General features: G+C 41.0%; 18 protein-coding genes. 6 read left to right on the forward strand and 12 right to left on the reverse strand.

Going from position 1 to position 18451, the window contains the following annotated elements; genetic code table 11:
* Positions 1 to 115: 115 nt before the first annotated feature.
* Together HMPREF2758_RS07890 and HMPREF2758_RS07895 are read right to left on the reverse strand one after the other, a co-directional pair.
* Complete coding sequence (locus tag HMPREF2758_RS07890; RefSeq protein WP_070609920.1) at positions 116 to 814, reverse strand: DUF554 domain-containing protein; 699 nt, start codon at positions 812 to 814, stop codon at positions 116 to 118.
* Between the two features lie 15 nt (positions 815 to 829).
* Positions 830 to 2086 carry an AI-2E family transporter gene (locus HMPREF2758_RS07895; protein ID WP_070609923.1) on the reverse strand — a complete coding sequence of 419 codons (1257 nt, stop codon included), beginning with the start codon at positions 2084 to 2086 and terminating at the stop codon, positions 830 to 832.
* Between the two features lie 117 nt (positions 2087 to 2203).
* Here HMPREF2758_RS07895 and HMPREF2758_RS07900 point away from each other — a divergent pair, with 117 nt between their 5' ends.
* Entirely contained in the window at positions 2204 to 3274 is a 1071-nt protein-coding gene (locus HMPREF2758_RS07900; protein ID WP_070609925.1) for a lactonase family protein, read from the forward strand.
* Positions 3267 to 4211: an FAD:protein FMN transferase gene (locus HMPREF2758_RS07905; RefSeq protein WP_070609926.1), complete on the forward strand. Its 945-nt coding sequence runs from the start codon at positions 3267 to 3269 to the stop codon at positions 4209 to 4211. The genes HMPREF2758_RS07900 and HMPREF2758_RS07905 overlap by 8 nt, the downstream gene beginning before the upstream one ends.
* 768 nt (positions 4212 to 4979) lie before the next feature.
* Here HMPREF2758_RS07905 and HMPREF2758_RS07910 read toward each other — a convergent pair.
* The 3 genes from HMPREF2758_RS07910 to HMPREF2758_RS07920 are packed head-to-tail and all read right to left on the reverse strand — an operon-like array spanning position 4980 to position 6902.
* The gene (locus tag HMPREF2758_RS07910; RefSeq protein ID WP_070609928.1) at positions 4980 to 5843 is read right to left on the reverse strand and encodes a glycosyltransferase family 8 protein; all 864 of its coding nucleotides are present in this window, start codon (positions 5841 to 5843) and stop codon (positions 4980 to 4982) included.
* A 23-nt stretch (positions 5844 to 5866) separates the two neighbouring features.
* Positions 5867 to 6355 (reverse strand): prolyl-tRNA synthetase associated domain-containing protein, encoded by a 489-nt coding sequence (locus HMPREF2758_RS07915; RefSeq protein ID WP_070609930.1) that lies wholly within the window; start codon positions 6353 to 6355, stop codon positions 5867 to 5869.
* A gap of 16 nt (positions 6356 to 6371) precedes the next feature.
* Positions 6372 to 6902: a GNAT family N-acetyltransferase gene (locus HMPREF2758_RS07920; protein ID WP_070609932.1), complete on the reverse strand. Its 531-nt coding sequence runs from the start codon at positions 6900 to 6902 to the stop codon at positions 6372 to 6374.
* A gap of 113 nt (positions 6903 to 7015) precedes the next feature.
* Between HMPREF2758_RS07920 and HMPREF2758_RS07925 the strand changes: the two genes are divergently transcribed.
* The 3 genes from HMPREF2758_RS07925 (at position 7016) to HMPREF2758_RS07935 (ending at position 10536) form a co-directional block, all read left to right on the forward strand.
* Positions 7016 to 8275: an amidohydrolase family protein gene (locus HMPREF2758_RS07925; RefSeq protein ID WP_070609934.1), complete on the forward strand. Its 1260-nt coding sequence runs from the start codon at positions 7016 to 7018 to the stop codon at positions 8273 to 8275.
* A 133-nt stretch (positions 8276 to 8408) separates the two neighbouring features.
* Entirely contained in the window at positions 8409 to 9053 is a 645-nt protein-coding gene (locus tag HMPREF2758_RS07930) for a queuosine precursor transporter (RefSeq protein WP_070609936.1), read from the forward strand.
* Positions 9043 to 10536, forward strand: a complete 1494-nt coding sequence (locus HMPREF2758_RS07935; protein ID WP_070609938.1) for an amidase family protein — start codon at positions 9043 to 9045, stop codon at positions 10534 to 10536. The genes HMPREF2758_RS07930 and HMPREF2758_RS07935 overlap by 11 nt, the downstream gene beginning before the upstream one ends.
* Before the next feature lie 34 nt (positions 10537 to 10570).
* Here HMPREF2758_RS07935 and HMPREF2758_RS07940 read toward each other — a convergent pair whose 3' ends face one another.
* The 7 genes from HMPREF2758_RS07940 to HMPREF2758_RS07970 form a co-directional block, all read right to left on the reverse strand.
* Positions 10571 to 11203, reverse strand: a complete 633-nt coding sequence (locus HMPREF2758_RS07940; RefSeq protein WP_070609940.1) for a Maf family protein — start codon at positions 11201 to 11203, stop codon at positions 10571 to 10573.
* 14 nt (positions 11204 to 11217) lie between these two features.
* Positions 11218 to 12759: a ribosomal protection-like ABC-F family protein gene (gene abc-f / locus HMPREF2758_RS07945; protein WP_070609942.1), complete on the reverse strand. Its 1542-nt coding sequence runs from the start codon at positions 12757 to 12759 to the stop codon at positions 11218 to 11220.
* 393 nt (positions 12760 to 13152) lie between these two features.
* On the reverse strand, positions 13153 to 13575 hold the full coding sequence (locus HMPREF2758_RS07950) for a cupin domain-containing protein (RefSeq protein WP_070609944.1): 423 nt from the start codon (positions 13573 to 13575) through the stop codon (positions 13153 to 13155).
* A gap of 94 nt (positions 13576 to 13669) precedes the next feature.
* Positions 13670 to 14272: a DUF937 domain-containing protein gene (locus tag HMPREF2758_RS07955; RefSeq protein WP_070609945.1), complete on the reverse strand. Its 603-nt coding sequence runs from the start codon at positions 14270 to 14272 to the stop codon at positions 13670 to 13672.
* Between the two features lie 76 nt (positions 14273 to 14348).
* Complete coding sequence (locus HMPREF2758_RS07960; protein WP_070609947.1) at positions 14349 to 15092, reverse strand: cyclase family protein; 744 nt, start codon at positions 15090 to 15092, stop codon at positions 14349 to 14351.
* 122 nt (positions 15093 to 15214) lie between these two features.
* On the reverse strand, positions 15215 to 16057 hold the full coding sequence (nadC, locus tag HMPREF2758_RS07965; protein WP_246823301.1) for a carboxylating nicotinate-nucleotide diphosphorylase: 843 nt from the start codon (positions 16055 to 16057) through the stop codon (positions 15215 to 15217).
* 134 nt (positions 16058 to 16191) lie between these two features.
* Positions 16192 to 17472 carry an HlyC/CorC family transporter gene (locus tag HMPREF2758_RS07970; protein ID WP_070609951.1) on the reverse strand — a complete coding sequence of 427 codons (1281 nt, stop codon included), beginning with the start codon at positions 17470 to 17472 and terminating at the stop codon, positions 16192 to 16194.
* A 331-nt stretch (positions 17473 to 17803) separates the two neighbouring features.
* Here HMPREF2758_RS07970 and HMPREF2758_RS07975 point away from each other — a divergent pair, with 331 nt between their 5' ends.
* Positions 17804 to 18349, forward strand: a complete 546-nt coding sequence (locus HMPREF2758_RS07975) for a hypothetical protein (RefSeq protein ID WP_070609953.1) — start codon at positions 17804 to 17806, stop codon at positions 18347 to 18349.
* Positions 18350 to 18451 lie beyond the last annotated feature (102 nt).

Here is an 18451-nt window from a genome sequence, read left to right on the forward strand (position 1 = left end):
GATCCGCCACAGCAGAGGAAGGGTTCAGTTTTGAGGTAATTTTTTTGATTGACATGCAGCAGCCTATAGGATTGATTTTTATAATCGATCCGTTAAAGTCATAATTTGCTGATACTTACATTAAAAAGCTTAATAGATAAATAAAAACAGGAGGCAGCAACATGGCTGGAATATGATTCAAGACCTTGAAATTGGTCACGTTCATAATATTCAAAGCCAAGGCAATCAACAAGAGTGACCCGACAGATACGATCTCCGTTACGACCGCATCCGATAGAATAGGGGCTAACACCTGAGCCATTAACATAATGCATCCTTCAACAATCACTACTGGAATTGAAGAAAAAGCCACACCCACCCCTAAAGAGGAAGCTAATAATAGTGCAGTAATCCCATCCAAAATAGACTTCGTATACAGGGTTGTATTATCTCCTTGAAGCCCGGCTTGCAGGGAACCTAAGATTGCCATGGAACCGATACAAAAAATCATGACCGCTGATATAAAGGCCTGCCCAAACTGGTTATCCACTGCTTCCTTTTTTTGACCAACGAACTTAAGCTCCAAAAAATGAATGCCATTGGTAACCGCCTTATCAATATCAATACGTTCTCCAATATAGGTTCCTACAATCATAGAAAGAATCATTACAATGGTATTCTTTCCACTTATGGTTCCTTGAATTCCAATCGTTAAAATACAAAGAGCGATTCCTTGCATTAACCGCTCATGTATTCTGGGTTGAATTCCACCTCTTAACAGCAAGCCTACCAAACTAAACACGATTATCACGAGTCCATTAATTAACACACCCATTACTAAGCTCCTCTCTTAGTTATCAAGTTGATCCTCTGTCGCTGATTCTTGACAGGAATCCGATTTAAATTGACCAGTTTCCTTTTCGAACGTCCTTTTTGAGTCAAATTTCTGTGAATCTTTAATGTCATCATCTTTGTATAAGGACGAACGGTCGCGATAAATTTGGTAAAGCTCTGTAAAAACAACTTTAATCACTGCAAAAGCAGGTACTCCTAAGATCACTCCCGTTAAACCAAACAAACGGCCAGCTCCTAAAAGAACTAGGAGAATCGTTACAGGATGAATTTTCAAATTAGACCCCAGGATATGTGGCTGCACTAAACGTCCTTCAATAAAATTCTCAATAGCTAAGACCATTACGACTTTTATAAACATAAAAGGTGAAACGGTTAAGCCGATAATCAAGGCCGGTACCGCTGCAAGGATCGATCCAATATAAGGCACCACATTTAATACCATGGCTAATAGTCCGAGTGTAATCGAATAATCTAATCCAATCACCGAAAAACCAAATGCAAACATTAAACCGACAACGATCGCAACCAGGATCTGTCCTCGAATATAACGTCCCACTTGATAATGCGATTGGTAGATGATAGTTTTAACGGTCGATCGATATTTATTCGGCACAAAATAAAGAATAGTTGGAATTAAGTGGTAGCCTTCTAAGAGCATATAATAGAGCAAGACTGGTATCGTTACTAATCCTGCCACTACCGTTGAGACGGTTCCTAGAACGTTAGTTAATCCCCCAAAAGTCGTTGATACCAAGGGCTGAACATCCTGAATAAAACGATTGATATCCAACTGATCTAACTGGTGGGCTAGACTCGGGTAAGTCGTCTCTAAGTCCGGCAGGAGCGGATTGCTCTCTAAAATACTGTTCAACGAATGAAGATAGCTAGGTAAGTTGTCCATAAAGGACCGAGTTTGTGATTGGACAATCGGTACTAAAGTCGCTACCCCCCAAATAGCCAAGAGAATAACACTTACATAGATCAACCAGATCGCCAAATGGCGGTTCATACCACGCCTTGATAATTTGACCACAATCGGCGAAAATAGATAATAGAAAATCCCCGTTGCTACAAAAGGAAAAGCAAAAAATTGCAAAAAGATCCATACTGGTTCAAAAAGATAGGCGATCTTAGTAAAAACAAACAAAACTAAGAGAACCAATAAAAGCATTAATAAATTCATAAATAATCGATTCTCTACGATTGGCCTTTTCCAAGGGGTCTTGGATTGGGTATGTTGCTTCGCATTCATAGGGCACCCCTTCTTATAAGTTTAATCAACCTCATTCTAACATAATTTGGGATGAAGAGTCGATTTGAAAACCGTTAGAAAATGTTAAAGTCACCATCATCATTTTAGGAGGTAAACATGGAAAGCTTCATTCTTGGCGGATACACCCGTCTATCCAACAAAGGAATTTCTCAGTTAAATATTTTTGATTTTTCAAAAAACACCACTCATCGTCAACGTCAGATCGCCGAGTTAAATAGTCCCACCTATCTCTGCCTGTCAAAGGATGGAAGATTCCTCTTCTCAATTATTAAAGATCAACCTCTAAGCGGCGTAGTCGCCTATGAGCGTCAGGCTGATGGCAACTTTCAAGAAGTCGACCGATGCTTAACCAGCCAGGTCTCAGCTTGTCATATCTGTTACCGGGAATCTTCACGGAGCCTCTACCTTTCAAATTATCATCTAGGTACCCTCGACCACTATCATTTTGATGACCAATGCCAATTGCACCATCGTCAAAGCCTAAACCACCAAAAAAACTCCCTACTCCCAGTACAAGATCAATCACGTATCCACTGTGCTTGTTTAAGTAGCGATCAAAATTGGCTTTACGTCTGTAATCTTGGTGGTGATGAGGTCTTATCCTATCGCATCGATTCTCTGGGTGACTTGACCCTCAAACACCATATGCCCACCCCAGCTGGCAGTGGTCCCCGTCATTTAGTGATTCATCCTAACGGAAAGTGGGGATACTTGGTCAATGAGTTAGCTAATACAACCGCATTCCTAACGATCCAACTTGATGGACAGCTTGAATGGGGCGACTCCTATCCAAATATCCAGACTAATGAGGGAAAAAATCAGCAAGAAGCTAGCGGTGCCGCCATCAAATTAAGTCAGGATGGGCATTTTTTATATGTGACCTCGCGATTTATCAACCAAATTACCGTTTTTGAAATAAATCAAAGAACCGGCCAGTTGAAGTGCATTCAAACCATCCCTAGCCATGGTCAAATTCCGAGGGATTGTTGTCTTAGTCAAACAGAAGATTATCTACTCGTTCCCCACCAAGATTCTGAATTTTTATCTGTTTTTAAGCGCCACCCACAAAAAGGAAGCTTACACTTCCTCCATTCCGCCATTCCAGCACCAGAATGCGTCTGCATCATTGCCGATCCAGCTGCTTCTTTGAGGAAAAACGATGACTAGCTCTTACCAAACCCTTGAATTCCCAGCTATGGCCACTCAGATCCGCTTGAGCTTAATTCATCCCCAAGCCGACCAGGTGTTAAAGGAAAGCCAGGCTTTTCTCTTAGATCTCGCTCAACGTTTTACAGCTTTTGGGCAGACCAGTTCCTTACAAAAAATCAATCAAGCAGCAGGACAGCATCCCGTTCAGGTTGAAGCAGATCTCTATGAATTAATCAAGATTGGCAAGCAAGCCAGCCTCGATAGCCAAAGGCGCTTGAATATTGCAATCGGCCCACTGGTTAAACAATGGAAAATTGGATTTGGTGGTCAAACGAGCCCTTCCGCTTCTAACCTTAAAAAATGTCTTACTTTGTTGTCTCCCCAAGAAATCGAACTCAATTCAAAGGATCAATCTGTCTTCCTCAGAAAAAAGGGAATGAGTTTGGATTTAGGAGGAGTTGCTAAGGGCTATTTTGCTGATCTACTTAAAATATATTGGATTCAAAAGGGGGTTCGATCTGGTCTCATCGATTTAGGGGGAAATCTACTAGCCCTAGCAGGAAATATTGATCATCCGGACGGTCATTGGCACGTCGGTATCCAAGACCCTAGAAAAAATCGAGGGCAGTGGTTGATAACACTGCCCCTCAATGATCAAAGCCTAGTAACCAGTGGGATTTATGAACGTCATTTTCTTGACCCTCAAACACATATTGTACGTCATCATATCCTCGACTCAAACACTGGCTATCCAAGCGATAGTCCTTTGGCGAGCGTCTCCGTTCTCAGTCCCCAATCACTACAGGCAGAAATATGGTCAACGAGACTATTTGTTGATTTCACCAGTCAAGCCCCACTTGCTCAAAAAGAAGGAATCGAATTTATCGCGATCACAAAAGACTCTAAGCTAATAGTGAGCCCCGGTATCAAAACACTTTTAGAAAATAGATCCTAGGCATAATTCAACTTAAACTATGACGGACCGACTATGGCCTCCGCTGGAGTCCCGCCGGCTTAAGAGGCTACTCATGGATAAGCAGTCTCTATAATCAAGAAAAGAATTTACTGAAATGATTCTCATTGACGATTGAATATATTTAACAACTCTCTTTAAAGAATGAAAACTATATAAATAATTCCATTTGTTATGGTAATTCATAAAAGCTAACCTTAATTTGACAATCCTGATCTTAAATTTTTAATATAATGAAAGATTTATCCAATTTATTAGACTGGGTACTATTCATTTTAGATATTTATAAGAATGCCTCAGAAGTGACTTTCTTTAATCGTTTGGTTATGCCGTCTATCAAGTAGTTATGCTAGAGCCTTGAAACAGGCGATAAAAATAAATCCAATCCCACAGCCGTGGTCAAAGGACAGCTGGCGCACATCAAAGTCTTGGCGCTTTAGCGCTTAGTCTTTGAGTAGCCAGCTGAGCCAAAGAGACTTCTTTAGAAGGCTCTTGGCGGTCCACCACAGCCGTGGGATTGGATTTATTTTAATAGCCAGTGAAAAGGCCCATACTTCCTCATCTAAAGGAGGCTCTAGGCGATCCGCCACAGCAGAGGAAGGGTTCAGTTTTTGAAATAAATTTTCGGATTTAAAAATTACAACTATTGGATTTTCGAGCCAGTGAAAAGGACATGGCTTTCTCACCCAAAATAATCATTTATTGATGGGCTTATTTTTATAAGCTCGATCAATAGCTTTCGCTTACACATTAATGGCTGTCGTCGTCTTTGAATTGCACATACTGTGAAGGCAAAGGCAGCTTTTGATAATGTTTGTATAGCCCAGTAAAGTAATTATAACCGGAATCAAGCCAGGGCTTTTTACGGCCACAAAAATGTAGGATAGCCGTATGATCCATCACCCAAGACAAGTCATTATCTCCCCCACTTCGCAAAAGATAAATGGGATAAAAACGAGGATCAAAATTCCACAAGGTATCATCGATTTCCAACGAATGCTTACCATAAAGAATATTAAACACATCTTGGTCCGGATAGATGAGTTCCTGGTCTTTTGATTCAATCAAAGCAAAAATAGCTGCTTGCTTCACCTCTAACCGCATACGATCCAAGTCCATTAATAGTACACCCGTATTAAAAAATGCATGGTCTGTCTTCAGTCGAACATTGTTAACACCCTTTGACAAGTTCAAAATTCCATTATGCGAAGCCGCTGCAAAAATCTGACCTTGAAGGTCCATTTGCCATAAGGCATCTAGGGGGTTAATCACTAAAATATCCGGATCTAAATATAAAACTCGCTTCAAAGATTTAGGTAGAAAATCCCCTGCCAACAAGCGATAATACATGGCAATTGGATAACGATCGGTGGTCTTTGAACCTGAAAAGACCTCTTCTTCTAGTGAAATATCCTGCCAAAGACAACCTAATCCTTGACAGAAGACTTTTAAATCCTCTAATACTAGCTCGTCCATTTGATCATGCAAAAACCAGAAACGAATTGCAAAATGGCTATTCGTCAATGCGAGGGATTTTGCCAGAGTCTTAAAAGGGCCAACATAGCCCGCATCAAAGGTTACTAAAACCTCTAAATTTTCACGTTCATTCGACATACTCTTACTCCTTACCCATTCGCCTAAAGCTCAATAATATGAGCAGGATGTCCAATTGATTCCAGAAAATCAATCAGGTCCTGCGTTGCTATAAAGATTGTTTTTTCATTGGTATTAGGGTGAAAAGACATTCTAGTTTGATCCATAATTTCTTGGTCAATGTATACCTTGATGTCATGCTCGTCATTATTCAATAGTCCAAAGGGGGAGACCACTCCAGCCGATAGATGCATCTTTTCCATCAAAGACTCCTCTGAAGCCATGCGAATTTTCTTTTCTCCCACTAGCTCCTTAAAAAGATCCATATCTAGGCGTTTTTGATCATCCATAATTAACAGATAATAAGCAGTCTTCTTGCGGTTGGTTAAAAACATGGTCTTAGTCCGAACCCCTTCAATGCCTTCAATATAGGAATCGGCTTCTTCAGTGGTTAATGCTGGTGGATGTTCCACGATTTGATAATCCATCGATAATTCCGCTAATTTATCTGCCACTGCTTGATACAAATCCATTTTACTTCACTCCTTATTAGAATTTCCATTCCGACCTTAATACACCATACTTCATACTGTCATAGTAATAGCCTTGCCAATAACGCACTTGACGAATGCGCCCTTCTTCTTGAAAACCAATCTTACGTGCCAAAGCCATCATCGCTGGATTACCCGACCAAGTCGTTAAGCCGAGATGATTAATGCTAGGAAAGGCTTCAAAAGTCTGACCAACCCACTTCGTCAGGGCTTGAGTGCCAATTCCTTTTGACCACAGGTCATCAGCATAAATCACAATCCCCACTTCCATCCAACGCGTTTTTTGACTTTCCCAATAGCGAGAAACCATACCAACCAATTCCCCTTGATAAAAAACAGCCTGAACATTGGAACTTAAGAAAAATTCCGCTAAAGCACTTTCGATAAAAGATTTTGAATCCGAATAAGCTTGATATTCTTCAAAATAAGGGGCGTTCGTCTTAGTCCAAACTGGATCGACTTGTGAAAAACCCAGTTGCCAGAGTGTCTCAAGATCCGTTGACTTAAAAGGCCTTAATTGAATACTCATAGATCCACTCCTTTTCAATCATTTCTGATATTATATCATTTTTTTAAGCAGAGATCCGCTTGAGATCCCCTTCATCTTAAGCTATCATAAAATAAAAGAAATGGAGGTAAGCTATGTCTACAAAATATATCAATGCCCATATCTATGGACACCCTCAAGCCCAGGAAATCCTTGTCAAAGATGGCAAATTCCAAGCTTTTGGGAAGGACTTACAGGAAGCTGATGAAGTGGTTGACTTAAAAGGCCGCTTTGTCATCCCCCCTTATGTGGATTCGCATCTGCACCTAGACTATTATTTTACCGGGCAGGATCCAAAAGTTAAAAACGAATCTGGCACCTTATTTGAAGCTATCGACTTATGGAATAATTATAAAAAAGGGACCAGCTACGAGGAAATGAAAGCTCGAATGAAACAAGCCATCAAAGATGTTGTATCCTATGGCACCCAATATATCCGAGCTCAAACAGACTGTACCGATCCTAATCTGACAGGCATCAAAGCAGCCATTGCTATCCGAGAAGAGTTAAAAGATCTAGTCACCATTCAAGTCGTTGCTTTCCCTCAAAATGGCATGTACTCCTATTGTGAAGCTGGAAAAACGGGCCGAGACTTAGTTGAAGAAGCCCTTCAACTCGGAGCAGATTGTGTCGGAGGAATTCCCCACAATGAATGGTGCCGAGAAGATGGAGAAGATTCGATCAAAGAAATCGTTCGACTAGCGATTAAGTACAATAAGCTCATTGATGTCCATTGTGATGAAACAGATGACGACCAAGCTCGATTCCTAGAGCTACTAAATGCCCAAGCCCTAAAACAAGGCTATGGTCGCTTGACCACCGCCTCTCATACCTGTTCCTTTGGATCAGCCAACGATTCCTATGCCTTTCGTATGATGGGACTCTTCAAACAATCAGGAATTAATTTTGTGGCTTGCCCAACGGAGAATCTTTTCCTTCAAGGACGTCAAGATACCTATCCAAAGCGACGGGGCTTAACTCGTGTTAAGGAGTTTGTTGACCATCAAATTAACGTCGCCTTCGGTCAAGATTCAATTGTTGACTTATGGTATCCTGCAGGTTCTGGTAACATGATGAATATTCTCGATAATGGAATTCATGCTAGCCAATTAATGCGCGAAAGCGACTTTGACCATAACTTAGACCTTGTTACTTACAACGGTGCCAAACTCATGGGACTTGAAGCGGAATATGGCCTTGAAACGGGTAAACCGGCTAACTTCATCGTCCTCGATGCTGATTCGGCCTTCGATGCCCAAAGAAGACGGGTCGAATGCCTAGCCTCTGTCCGCCAAGGGCGCTTCCTCTTCCAAAAAGCTTGGCCAAGTTATCAAATCGAACTTAAATTAGATTAAACAAATCGCAACTTAATAACTTTTATCATAGACAGTTCATTAACACCATCCTGTCTCTAAACAAAACTAGGGAAGGCGCCTCTAGTTCTAGTGGCGCCTTTTTTGGTGGAATACTTAATTAAAGGAAGATACCATGAAAAAACAACGACTCTTAACCCTATTACCCTTATTATATGCGGCCTATGCCAGCTCGCTTTTAGCTATGAATCTCTTAGCAACTAAACAATTCGACCTCTGGCAATTTACCGTAACGACTGGGATTTTAGTTTCACCAATTGCTTTTATCATTCAAGATCTAACAACAGAGGTATTTGGTTTTCGAATTGCTAAAAGGATGATTCTAACCGGCTTCGTCATTCTGATTGTAGCTAGTCTAGTCTATCAACTAGCCATCCTCATTCCACCCTCTAACTTTTGGTCCAATCAAGCAGCTTTTGCGAGTATCTTATCGACTACCCTGAGAATTTCTTTGGCCTCGCTAACCGCTTATTTGATTGGGTCTTTGGTCAACGCTAAAATTATGGACCAACTCAAACAAAGCTACCCAGACTCGCTCTTCTTTAGAGCCATTACTTCCACAATCTTTGGCCAATTACTCGATAATTTACTTTTTGCCTTTCTAGCCTTTTGGGGAGTATTACCACTATCGGCTTTAATATCGATGGTCATTGGGGGAACACTTTTTGAGACGATCTATGAAATTGTTCTTTACCCATTAACACGCTTATTAATCCGTCTTAGTCAAACATATTTAGGAGATGAAATCGATGCTATTTAGTCACGACGCTAGTTATTATGGACAAGGGATTAAAGAAGGCCAATGGTCTTGCCTTGAATTAACCCAAGCTTGCCTTGCAAATACAGAAAAATTAGACCCCCTTCTCAATGCGATCACGGAAGTTTATACAGACTCTGCGATTGAGCAAGCTAAAGCCCGTGACTTAGCCTTAGCTAAACTCAATCATCAAGAACGCCAAGAACTATCCCCTTTCTATGGGCTCCCTTATTTGTTAAAGGATCTCGGCCAATTCTTCCAGGGACATCCTACTACTGCTGGGTCTAGCCTGCTCTTAAAAGACCGCGCCTCTCAAACTGATCGAGCCTTACAACAAGGACAAAAAGCTGGACTCGTTTATTGGGGTCGGTCTAATGTCCCCGAATTCGGCTTAAAAACTGTTTCTGATTCCAAATACTTTGGAAAAGTTGCCAATCCTTTAAACTTAGCTTATAACCCAGGAGGCTCTTCTGGCGGAGCAGCGGCGGCGGTTAAGTCTGGCATGGCGCCTATTGCGGCAGCATCCGATGCAGGTGGATCCATACGGGTCCCGGCTTCCGATACCGGCCTAATCGGTCTAAAGCCTAGTCGAGGACGGATTGCCCAAGGCCCTAATCGCTATCGTCCAGTCAATGGTCTAGCCACTCAACTGGTACTGGCTAAATCCGTTCGTGATGTCTTTAATGCGCTTAAAATCTTCCAAGCAGATCAGCATACAGCCATAGACCACTTACCGCTCATTCAAAAATCCAACTTAAATCCTCTAGACCGCCCCTTAAAAATCGCCTATTCAAGCCAGGATCCGCGTGGAAACCAACTTAGTAACCAAGCTCAAAAAGCCCTTGAAAGTGCTGTTTTGAGTCTTCATGACTTAGGTCATGAAGTCATTGAAATCGATCTTCCCGTTGATTACGACGCAGTGATGTCGGCCTACTACACCATCATGGCAACGGAAACCGGTTACTTAGTTCATCAACTTGAAAAAAATGGTCAGTCCATTGACTTTGATGCACTGGATCCACTCACCTGGGTAACTTATCAACTGGCAGACCAGATGCCGGCCAGTGCTTATATCCACTTTACCGGCCAACAAGATCAATGGGTAGAAAACATGCAAATGCTGCTCCAAGACTGGGATCTCTTCCTAACTCCGACCTGTTCAGCTCCTGCTGTGAAAAATAGCGACCTGGTCTATCCACAAGGACTTCTCGATCAAATTCAAGCCATGGAAAGTATGAGCTTCCAACAAAAATGGCAAGTTGCTAAGACTGCCTTTGATTTTACCTATCTAAGAACCTCTTATTGCCCGCTGCTCAATATTACGGGACAGCCTGGAATTTCCTTGCCAATCTATCAAGATGAAGCGGGCCTTGCTATGGGCGTACACTTCACAGCAGCGATTGGAAAGGAATATCTACTACTTCAAATAGCCCAAGCCTTAGAAGCCCAAGGCAAGCTTCATGTAGAGATCTGTGAGCTTACCTAACAATCTTGATGTGGACACTTAGACAAAGAAGTGACTATCCAATATTCAAGCGTCTGCTTAATTCGGCGACCGGAAGTCCAATCACCGTGTGAATATCTCCCTCAATACTTGCCACAAAACGAGGATCTAATTCTTGAATTCCATAAGCCCCCGACTTATCGAGACAGGATCCACTTTGAATATAGGCTCGAATCGGCGCTTCCAAATCTGGATAGTAGGGAACAAACGTAACTGCCGTCACACAGTAGAAGGTATCTAAATATTCTTTCTGTCGCATACATACCGCCGTGATGACATAATGCGTCTTTCCAAAATAGGACCGCAACATATTATAGGCCTCTTGATCATCTTTAGGCTTATGATAAATCTGATCATGATGAACAACCACGGTATCCGCTGCGATATACAGACAACGATCCCTTAGGTCATTCCCAATCTTTCCCTTGGCAATCTCACAACAGGTCTTAGCCACCCGCTCAAGATAAGGATCTTGCTGATATTTTGCCATGTAGCGTTCTTCAATCGCTCTTTCATCAAGCGGTTCGACCAAGACCTGAGGCCTTAAAAAACCCAATAGTTCACGTCGGCGTGGCGACCCACTCTTAAGAATGACTTCTTGATAGGAATTCAGCTGGCCCTCTTTTTGATAATCATAGACTGTTTGCATTATTTATCTCCTCACTAGTTCTTATGTTTTATATTTTCTTTCAAGTCTTGAATCTGATCTTGCAATTGGCGAATTTCGGTTAAAGATACCTCTGGATTGCTAATGGCTTCCTGAAGTTTAAATTGCAGCAAGGACAAAGTTTGCTGAGATCTGTCAGAATAGTCTGTATCTTGTTGCTCATTTAATAATTGCTGATCTTTTATATAATACCTTCGATTAACACATTCTTTGATGAATTGCTGATCATGCGATACCAACACAAAAGTCCCAGGGTATTCCTGTAAAAATGCCTCTAATTCCTGCAAAGTTGGCAAATCTAAATAATTAGTCGGTTCATCCAAAAATAGAAGATGATGATCTGCTAAAAGCACCTTGGCCAAGCTTAAACGAACCCGTTCTCCGCCAGATAAGGTTGATATCCGTTGATCTAGTTTATCAATATTAAACCCTAAGCCTGCTAATAAATTACGAACCAGAGTCATTGACTGCACGCTATCTTGGGTCACATTTTCTAAGATAGATTGATTGAGATCCAATTGGTCAAAATTTTGTGAAAAATATCCCACTGACAGTTGGTCATAATAATAGCCTGGAAGACTGCGACTAACCATCCCTTTCAAAAAAGTAGTCTTACCCGCTTTATTCGGTCCTAGCAGACCAACCTTATCTCCTTTTTGAAGCTTAAAATGCTGCAAATGAAAAAGCAGTCTATCATCAACTTGGACGTCAATATCTTGAAGATGAATCAAGGTATTTGATGGATCTGACAAATGCCCCAGCGCTTTCAAGGTATAGCGCTTTTCTTTGACCGGTTTGTCTACTTTTTCTAAACGATTCATGCGCCGTTCTAAGGCCTTAGCCGACTTAGCCATAGCCTTTTCCTGAGCGTCATATTTGCCAGCAAAGTTATTGACCTTATAATCAGACCAGGAAATGCTCGCTTTTTTCTTTTTAAAAGATTGAGCTCGATCTAAGCGTTTTTGGGCACTTGCTTGCAATCGCTGTAGGCGATCTTGATATTGATAATAATCCTGCCACTGCTTCGCCCTTTTATTTTCTTGAAGCTTTAAATAATCCGTATAATTGCCTTTATAAACGCTTAATCTTCTTTGTTCGATCGCCCAAATCCAATCAACCGTTTGATCCAAAAAATCACGATCATGAGAAACCATTAAAACGGCCCCCGGGTAATCTTTCACTTGTTGAATCAAACAATTTTTATGGTCTAAGTCAAGGTTAGCAGTCGGTTCGTCTAAGATTAATAGCGACTTGGGCCAAACAAAAAGAGGCTGTAAAGCAGTTATGGTCGCCTCGCCACCGGATTGAGGGCTGGGGGCTTGTATCTGGGGAAGGTAGTCCACTGGAACACGTAGATCAATCCTACCTTGATAATCCGTATCCATCCCCATAATCATCCGCAATAAGGTTGACTTTCCAGAGCCATTGGCTCCCACTAAACCAATTCGATCCTGTGGTTGAACCAATAAACGATCAATTTCAAGGATCAATTCTGCTTGCCATGTTTTTTTTATGTGATTTAACTCTAAAATAGCCATTTTTAGGACTCCTTTCTGGATCATTGCACCACAACATCCAAAGAGCTGCCTAAAAATGGCTAATAAAAAAGACATGGTTAACTTAACCATGAGCTTTAGCGCATAAAATCCCCTATATAAACAGGATTCTTTTAGCCAGCTCCTTAGTTAAGTCCTAAATTCATGTCGACTACCTCTACTTTCTTTGATTAAACTTATTATAAATTTCATGAGTCAAAATGTAAAGGCTTTACTCCATAATACGTCCCTATTATTTGCTGGAGGGTGTAAGGATAACAAATTACCCCGACTTCAAACGTAAAAAAAGAAGCCGCGATCTAAAATCACAGCTTCCTTCAAGTCTATTGGATCTCGACTAATCGATTAGTCGAGGCTCTCTTCTTATATTAACAATTAATGTTCGTTTGGATCATCTTTGGCATCTTGGTGGGTCTTATGAACCGTACCTGGTACATGATCAGGACCCGCATAGATGGTATAAAGCTTCAAAGGCTCATCGCCGGTATTCGTTACATTGTGCCACTTATCAGCAGGAACAAAGATCGCATCATCAGGTCCCACTTCTTGTTCAAAGGTCAACTGATCTTCTTTATCTCCCATTTGGCAGAGTCCCTTGCCGGCTTCAATTCTTAAGAATTGATCAATGCCATGGTGCACTTCTAGACCAATGTCATCACCAACCGCAATCGACATCACCGTGACTTGTAACTTATCCCCCGTCCAGATTGTCGTACGGTAGTTTTCATTTTCCTTGGAATAGTCCTCAATATTTAAAACTTGAGGTTCTTTTCCGTGATCTTTGTAGTCAAATGCCATGAAAATCCACTCCTTTTAAATAATTTGGATAATACTATCCGCTTTCAGCATATCAAAGCCTAAAAGAAAATTCAAAGAATATCCCTCACCAAAACTAACGAATCAAATCTAAAATCGTATCTAAAAGGCCACCCGATGACTGTGAATCAGTGTCCTTAGAACCTAATAATTTATCAAAGATTGACCCACTGGCTTGACTGGCCTCACGTGCTTTACGCGCTAATTGGTCGGTCTCTTTTTTTAGGCCTTCATTATCGAGTTGATTTTTGCGCCGTTGGTCTGCCAAATATTTTAAAACCATAGGCGCAATCAAGATTAGAACACGCTTGACTGCTGCAGGTTCAATCCCTAAAGTATCTGCGATCCGATTAATAATCGAGTCCTTATCTTTAAAGACATGCCCTAGAACCTTATCGCCTTCCACTTCATCCGCTTGGTTCAACAAATCATCCGGACTTTGATAGTGGTCTAAAGCTTGTTCATGCTGATTTAATGCTTCTGAAAAAGACTCTAGTCCTTCCGGGGTTTGGTTGTTATGATTCATTCCTTGAAGAATTGCTGGAAGTCCAAGCGAAAGAATCTTCCCAATACTCCCTTTATCAATTCCTGATTTGGCAGATAAACTATCTAAACTTGGTAAATCTTGGCTGTTGGTCAATAAATCAACCAAACCACCTATTTGATCAAAAATTCCCATTCAATCTCCTCCTTGTCTTTAAGACTAAGTTAGGGGTTTTAAAGCTGGATTGCAAGTAATACGCACACAGAAATCGCTATTCCACTTCATCCCACACTGCAATCACTTCCGCTGGAAAAGCCACCGCATCCTTAATATGTGGACAATTAATCATAATCATGGCACCTGCAGCAGGAACCAGATCCAAATTAGCCATCACTTCGACTTGGAATTTATTCTCATTCAACCAATAGCGTTGGGCCACCAAATCTCCAGCTTGGGCAGCTTGGGGACCAGCATCCGTATTCAAGGTCTCATGCCCAATCGCTGTAATCTGCCGGTCGCGACTTAAGAGTTCCAAAGCTTCTAGCGACCAGCCTGGTGTCACCTCTACGCCTTCCTCGTTCTCATTGGTAAAATCAGCCTGAGAGTGAATCCGAGGGTACCAGCGTGATGAAAATGCCACAAAGGCACCCGCTGGGATTCGACCATACTCTGCCTCATAATCAAGAATGTCCTGCACCGTTACGGCATAGCCTGAATCTTGGGATACCTTGTCTTCAAGATGCAAGACATATAAAGGCAAATAGCGTTCCTTTAAAGGAATCTCGCTTAAGATACGTCCTCCAGCCATAAAGTGCGCTGGAGCATCAATATGAGTTCCATGAGAAGTCCCTAAAGTATACTCTCGATTATCCGATCCCGTTTCTTCTAGGGTCGTTAGGATTCGCTCTTTTAAGGGATTAAAGGCTTGATATATCGCCATATCCGAAGAAACATCATGCGTCAATGATTGCCATTTTTTTGATTTAAGAGCTTGTAATAATTCCTGTGTATTCATCAATTCATTAACCTCTTTCATTTATCGTTTTTTTAATGCGTTTACACGATCTAGCCAAGGGCTTCATCCTTGTAAAACAAGGCATCTTTATCAAAGACCGTTCCTTCAAACAAACAACTAAGCTAGATCACTCGAAAATGCTTCATACTTAAATCCAATATCCCGGCCGAGTGAGTAATAGAGCCGGAAGAAATATAATCTAGACCCAAATGTGCCAAATCTTGGCAATTATCCAAAGTAATATTCCCTGATGCTTCTACAATTGCACGACCGTCAATTCGTTGAAGGGCTTCTGTCATCTGCTCAATGGACATATTATCCAACATGATAATATCAACCTTAGCTTGAAGGGCTTGATCAACCATATCTAGATTCTCAACTTCCACTTCAATCTTATGCATATAGGGGTCTTGCTGCCTGACCAATTCAACCGCAGGCAGAATACCACCCGCCGCTGCGATGTGATTATCCTTCAACATTATCAAGTCCGATAAGCCAAAACGATGATTATACCCACCTCCGACTCGTACAGCATATTTTTCTAATTGACGTAGTCCCGGTGTCGTCTTTCGCGTATCCATTAACTTAATTCCGGTATTATCTAATGCGGTCACAAACCGATGGGTCGCTGTCGCAATACCAGAGAGCCGTTGGATAAAATTCAAGGCTAACCGTTCGCCAGTCAACAAGGTCGTTGCTAGTGCTGAAACTGTTACTAAGACTTGCCCCGGTTGAATGCTTGCTCCCTCTTCAATCCGCCAGTTAAACTTTGTATCCTCTTGTAGGCTAGAAAACACCGCTTCAAAAATTGACTGACCACAAAATATTCCCGCTTCCTTGGCCATTAAATCCACCTGGCCAGACTGACCTTTAAAGATAGCCTGACTCGCTAAATCTCCATACGGGGCATCTTCTTGTAACCCTCGACGGATCAATGCTTGGATCTCTTCTTGATCTAAAAACACCACCCACACTTCCTTTCCTTAAAGATAGTATATCATAAGCCGATGAAATTCGTCCTCCTAAAAAAACACCCACCCTTCCAGCAAGGCTAGAAAGGCAGGTCCTTATCGAGTGACAGCGATTCGTCACTCATTTCTTAATCTAGATGGGTTAAAGGCTCTGATTGAAGGACTACATCAAGAACTTCTACCCCTTGACGGTCATCTTCCAAAACCTTAAAGTTCCATTCCCCGACGCTAAAGCGGTCTCCTTTTTCAGGTATTTTCGCCAAATGATGCATGGCGAAACCATTAATCGTATGGTAAAGCCCCTTTTCAATTTGAGGCATATGTAATAAGACGAAGGCCTTCTCAGTCGAACAAGATCCATTGAACTGATAATGTTGGTCCGGAATCATAACTTCATAATCATTGATAATGACTTCATCTTCGTCCCAAATCTCCCCAACTAAAGCTTCCAGGACATCTTCCATGGTTACGATTCCCATCACACCCCCATGTTCATCGCGGACAACCGCCATATGGACTTTTTGCTTTTGCATCTTATGCAATAAACGGGCTAAAGTCATTGTTTGAGGTATAAATAGAACATCCGATAAAATGCTTTCTATGTTCGCTGTTGGATCATCTTCTAACTTAGCTCTTAAATAACGGTTAAAATCACGTTCATGTAAAACACCTAAGATATGATCAATCTGATCTTCATAAACAAGCAAGCGCGAATAAGGATTATCCATAAAAGTCTCATCGATAATTTGATCTGAATCTGCAATATCAACTGCCACCAGATCAACCCTTGGTGTAAGAATCGAGGCAACTGTTCGATCATCAAAATTAATCGCCGCCTTAACTAATCGGTGCTCATCCTTTTCAATACTTCCACCCAGACGGGCTTCATCCACCATAAATAGGAGTTCCTGCTCCGAAATTCCAGCTTGAGCTTTCAATGGAAGGATTCTTTTAATAAGCTTTTGCCATTGATTGATCAGCCAGACCAATGGTTTTAGCAGAAACATAATTGCCTTTAAGAAAGGAGCTGATAACTTTGCAATGGATTCCGGAGCTAACTTTGCGATAAGTTTAGGCGTAATTTCAGAACAGAATAATAAAATAATGGTCGTTAAAACCGTTGATAGGGTGGCTCCTTGCTTAGGAAACCAAGCCAATAAAACCACCGTTGCAATTGCTGAAGCCCCAATATTAACAATATTGTTGCCAATCAGAATCGTCGATAGCAAGGAGTCAAACTGAGACTGCAAGGCTAATGCCCGTTTCGCTTTCTTATCCCCGAGGTCTGCTTCATTTTTTAAACGAATCTGGTTTAATGAGGTAAAAGCGGTCTCTGACGCTGAAAAATAAGCTGAAAACAATACGCAAGCAATAAATAAAAAGATACTCCCGACATAAGAGTCATCCATTGAACAATTCCTCCCCAAAATTTTATTGATATTATCTCACCTTACTTTATCATATCCCAAACTATTTGTCCTATTAAAAGCTAATTGTTCAAAAATAAAAAGCGATACTGCAAAGTCCAATGATCTATTAATAAAAAATGGAAATAAGACATTCTCATCTTAATTGACTTCTAAAATGGCCTATTTCAATTTAAATCTAAGAATTGAAGAATAATGATAATTCAATTAGAATTATATGGCGAAAAATTAATACGTTAGATATAATTACTAAAAGGAGGTGAATTTGATTTTTACTCTTGTTTACAACGCGTAAAAGAGAAAGGAGCTTATTATGAAACCACTAAAGTCCCTACTATGTATTTGCCTGTTGCTATTAACATTCAACTTAAAAGCTTTTGCGGCTGAAGATGGGGTTTACCTAACCGATCAAGCGGAAAGCCCCATCCAACAAGTGCAATTTAGCGATTCCCAAATTTATCTAACGCTTAATCTGGATTCACAAGATGGTCGTGGTTTAATGATCCGCCTTCTTAGCGCTAGCGATGCAGTCACCAGCCTACTTAATCCTGAAGCTAATCAAGCAGACATTGAGAAAAAACAGAAAGAATTAGGCTTAGATTACCAGAGTAAGAAAGACCTGCTTGACATCCAAGATAATACCCGTGTCTCTGAGGTAATTGACCAACTTGAATCTTTAACCCCAGGGATCTACCCTTATTTCTCTACCGAGGGGCAATTAATTCTTAAGATCAGCCAAGCAGACATCAAAAAAGACGATCAAAAGCTCATTATCTCTTTATTTAATAATCCATTGCTCGAATTTGTCCTTGAGAATGATAGTCTGATCTATGATGATGTGACGCTCAATAAAGAATAAATAAAGTGATTTTAAAATAAAGAGGGTTAATGGAAGCATAAAACGCGTCCACTAACCCTATTTTTTATGCCAAAGTCACTTATTAAAGCAATGAAGTCAATT

This window comes from Facklamia sp. HMSC062C11 (assembly GCF_001810675.1).
In the GTDB taxonomy this organism is placed as follows: Bacteria; Bacillota; Bacilli; order Lactobacillales; family Aerococcaceae; genus Facklamia; species Facklamia hominis.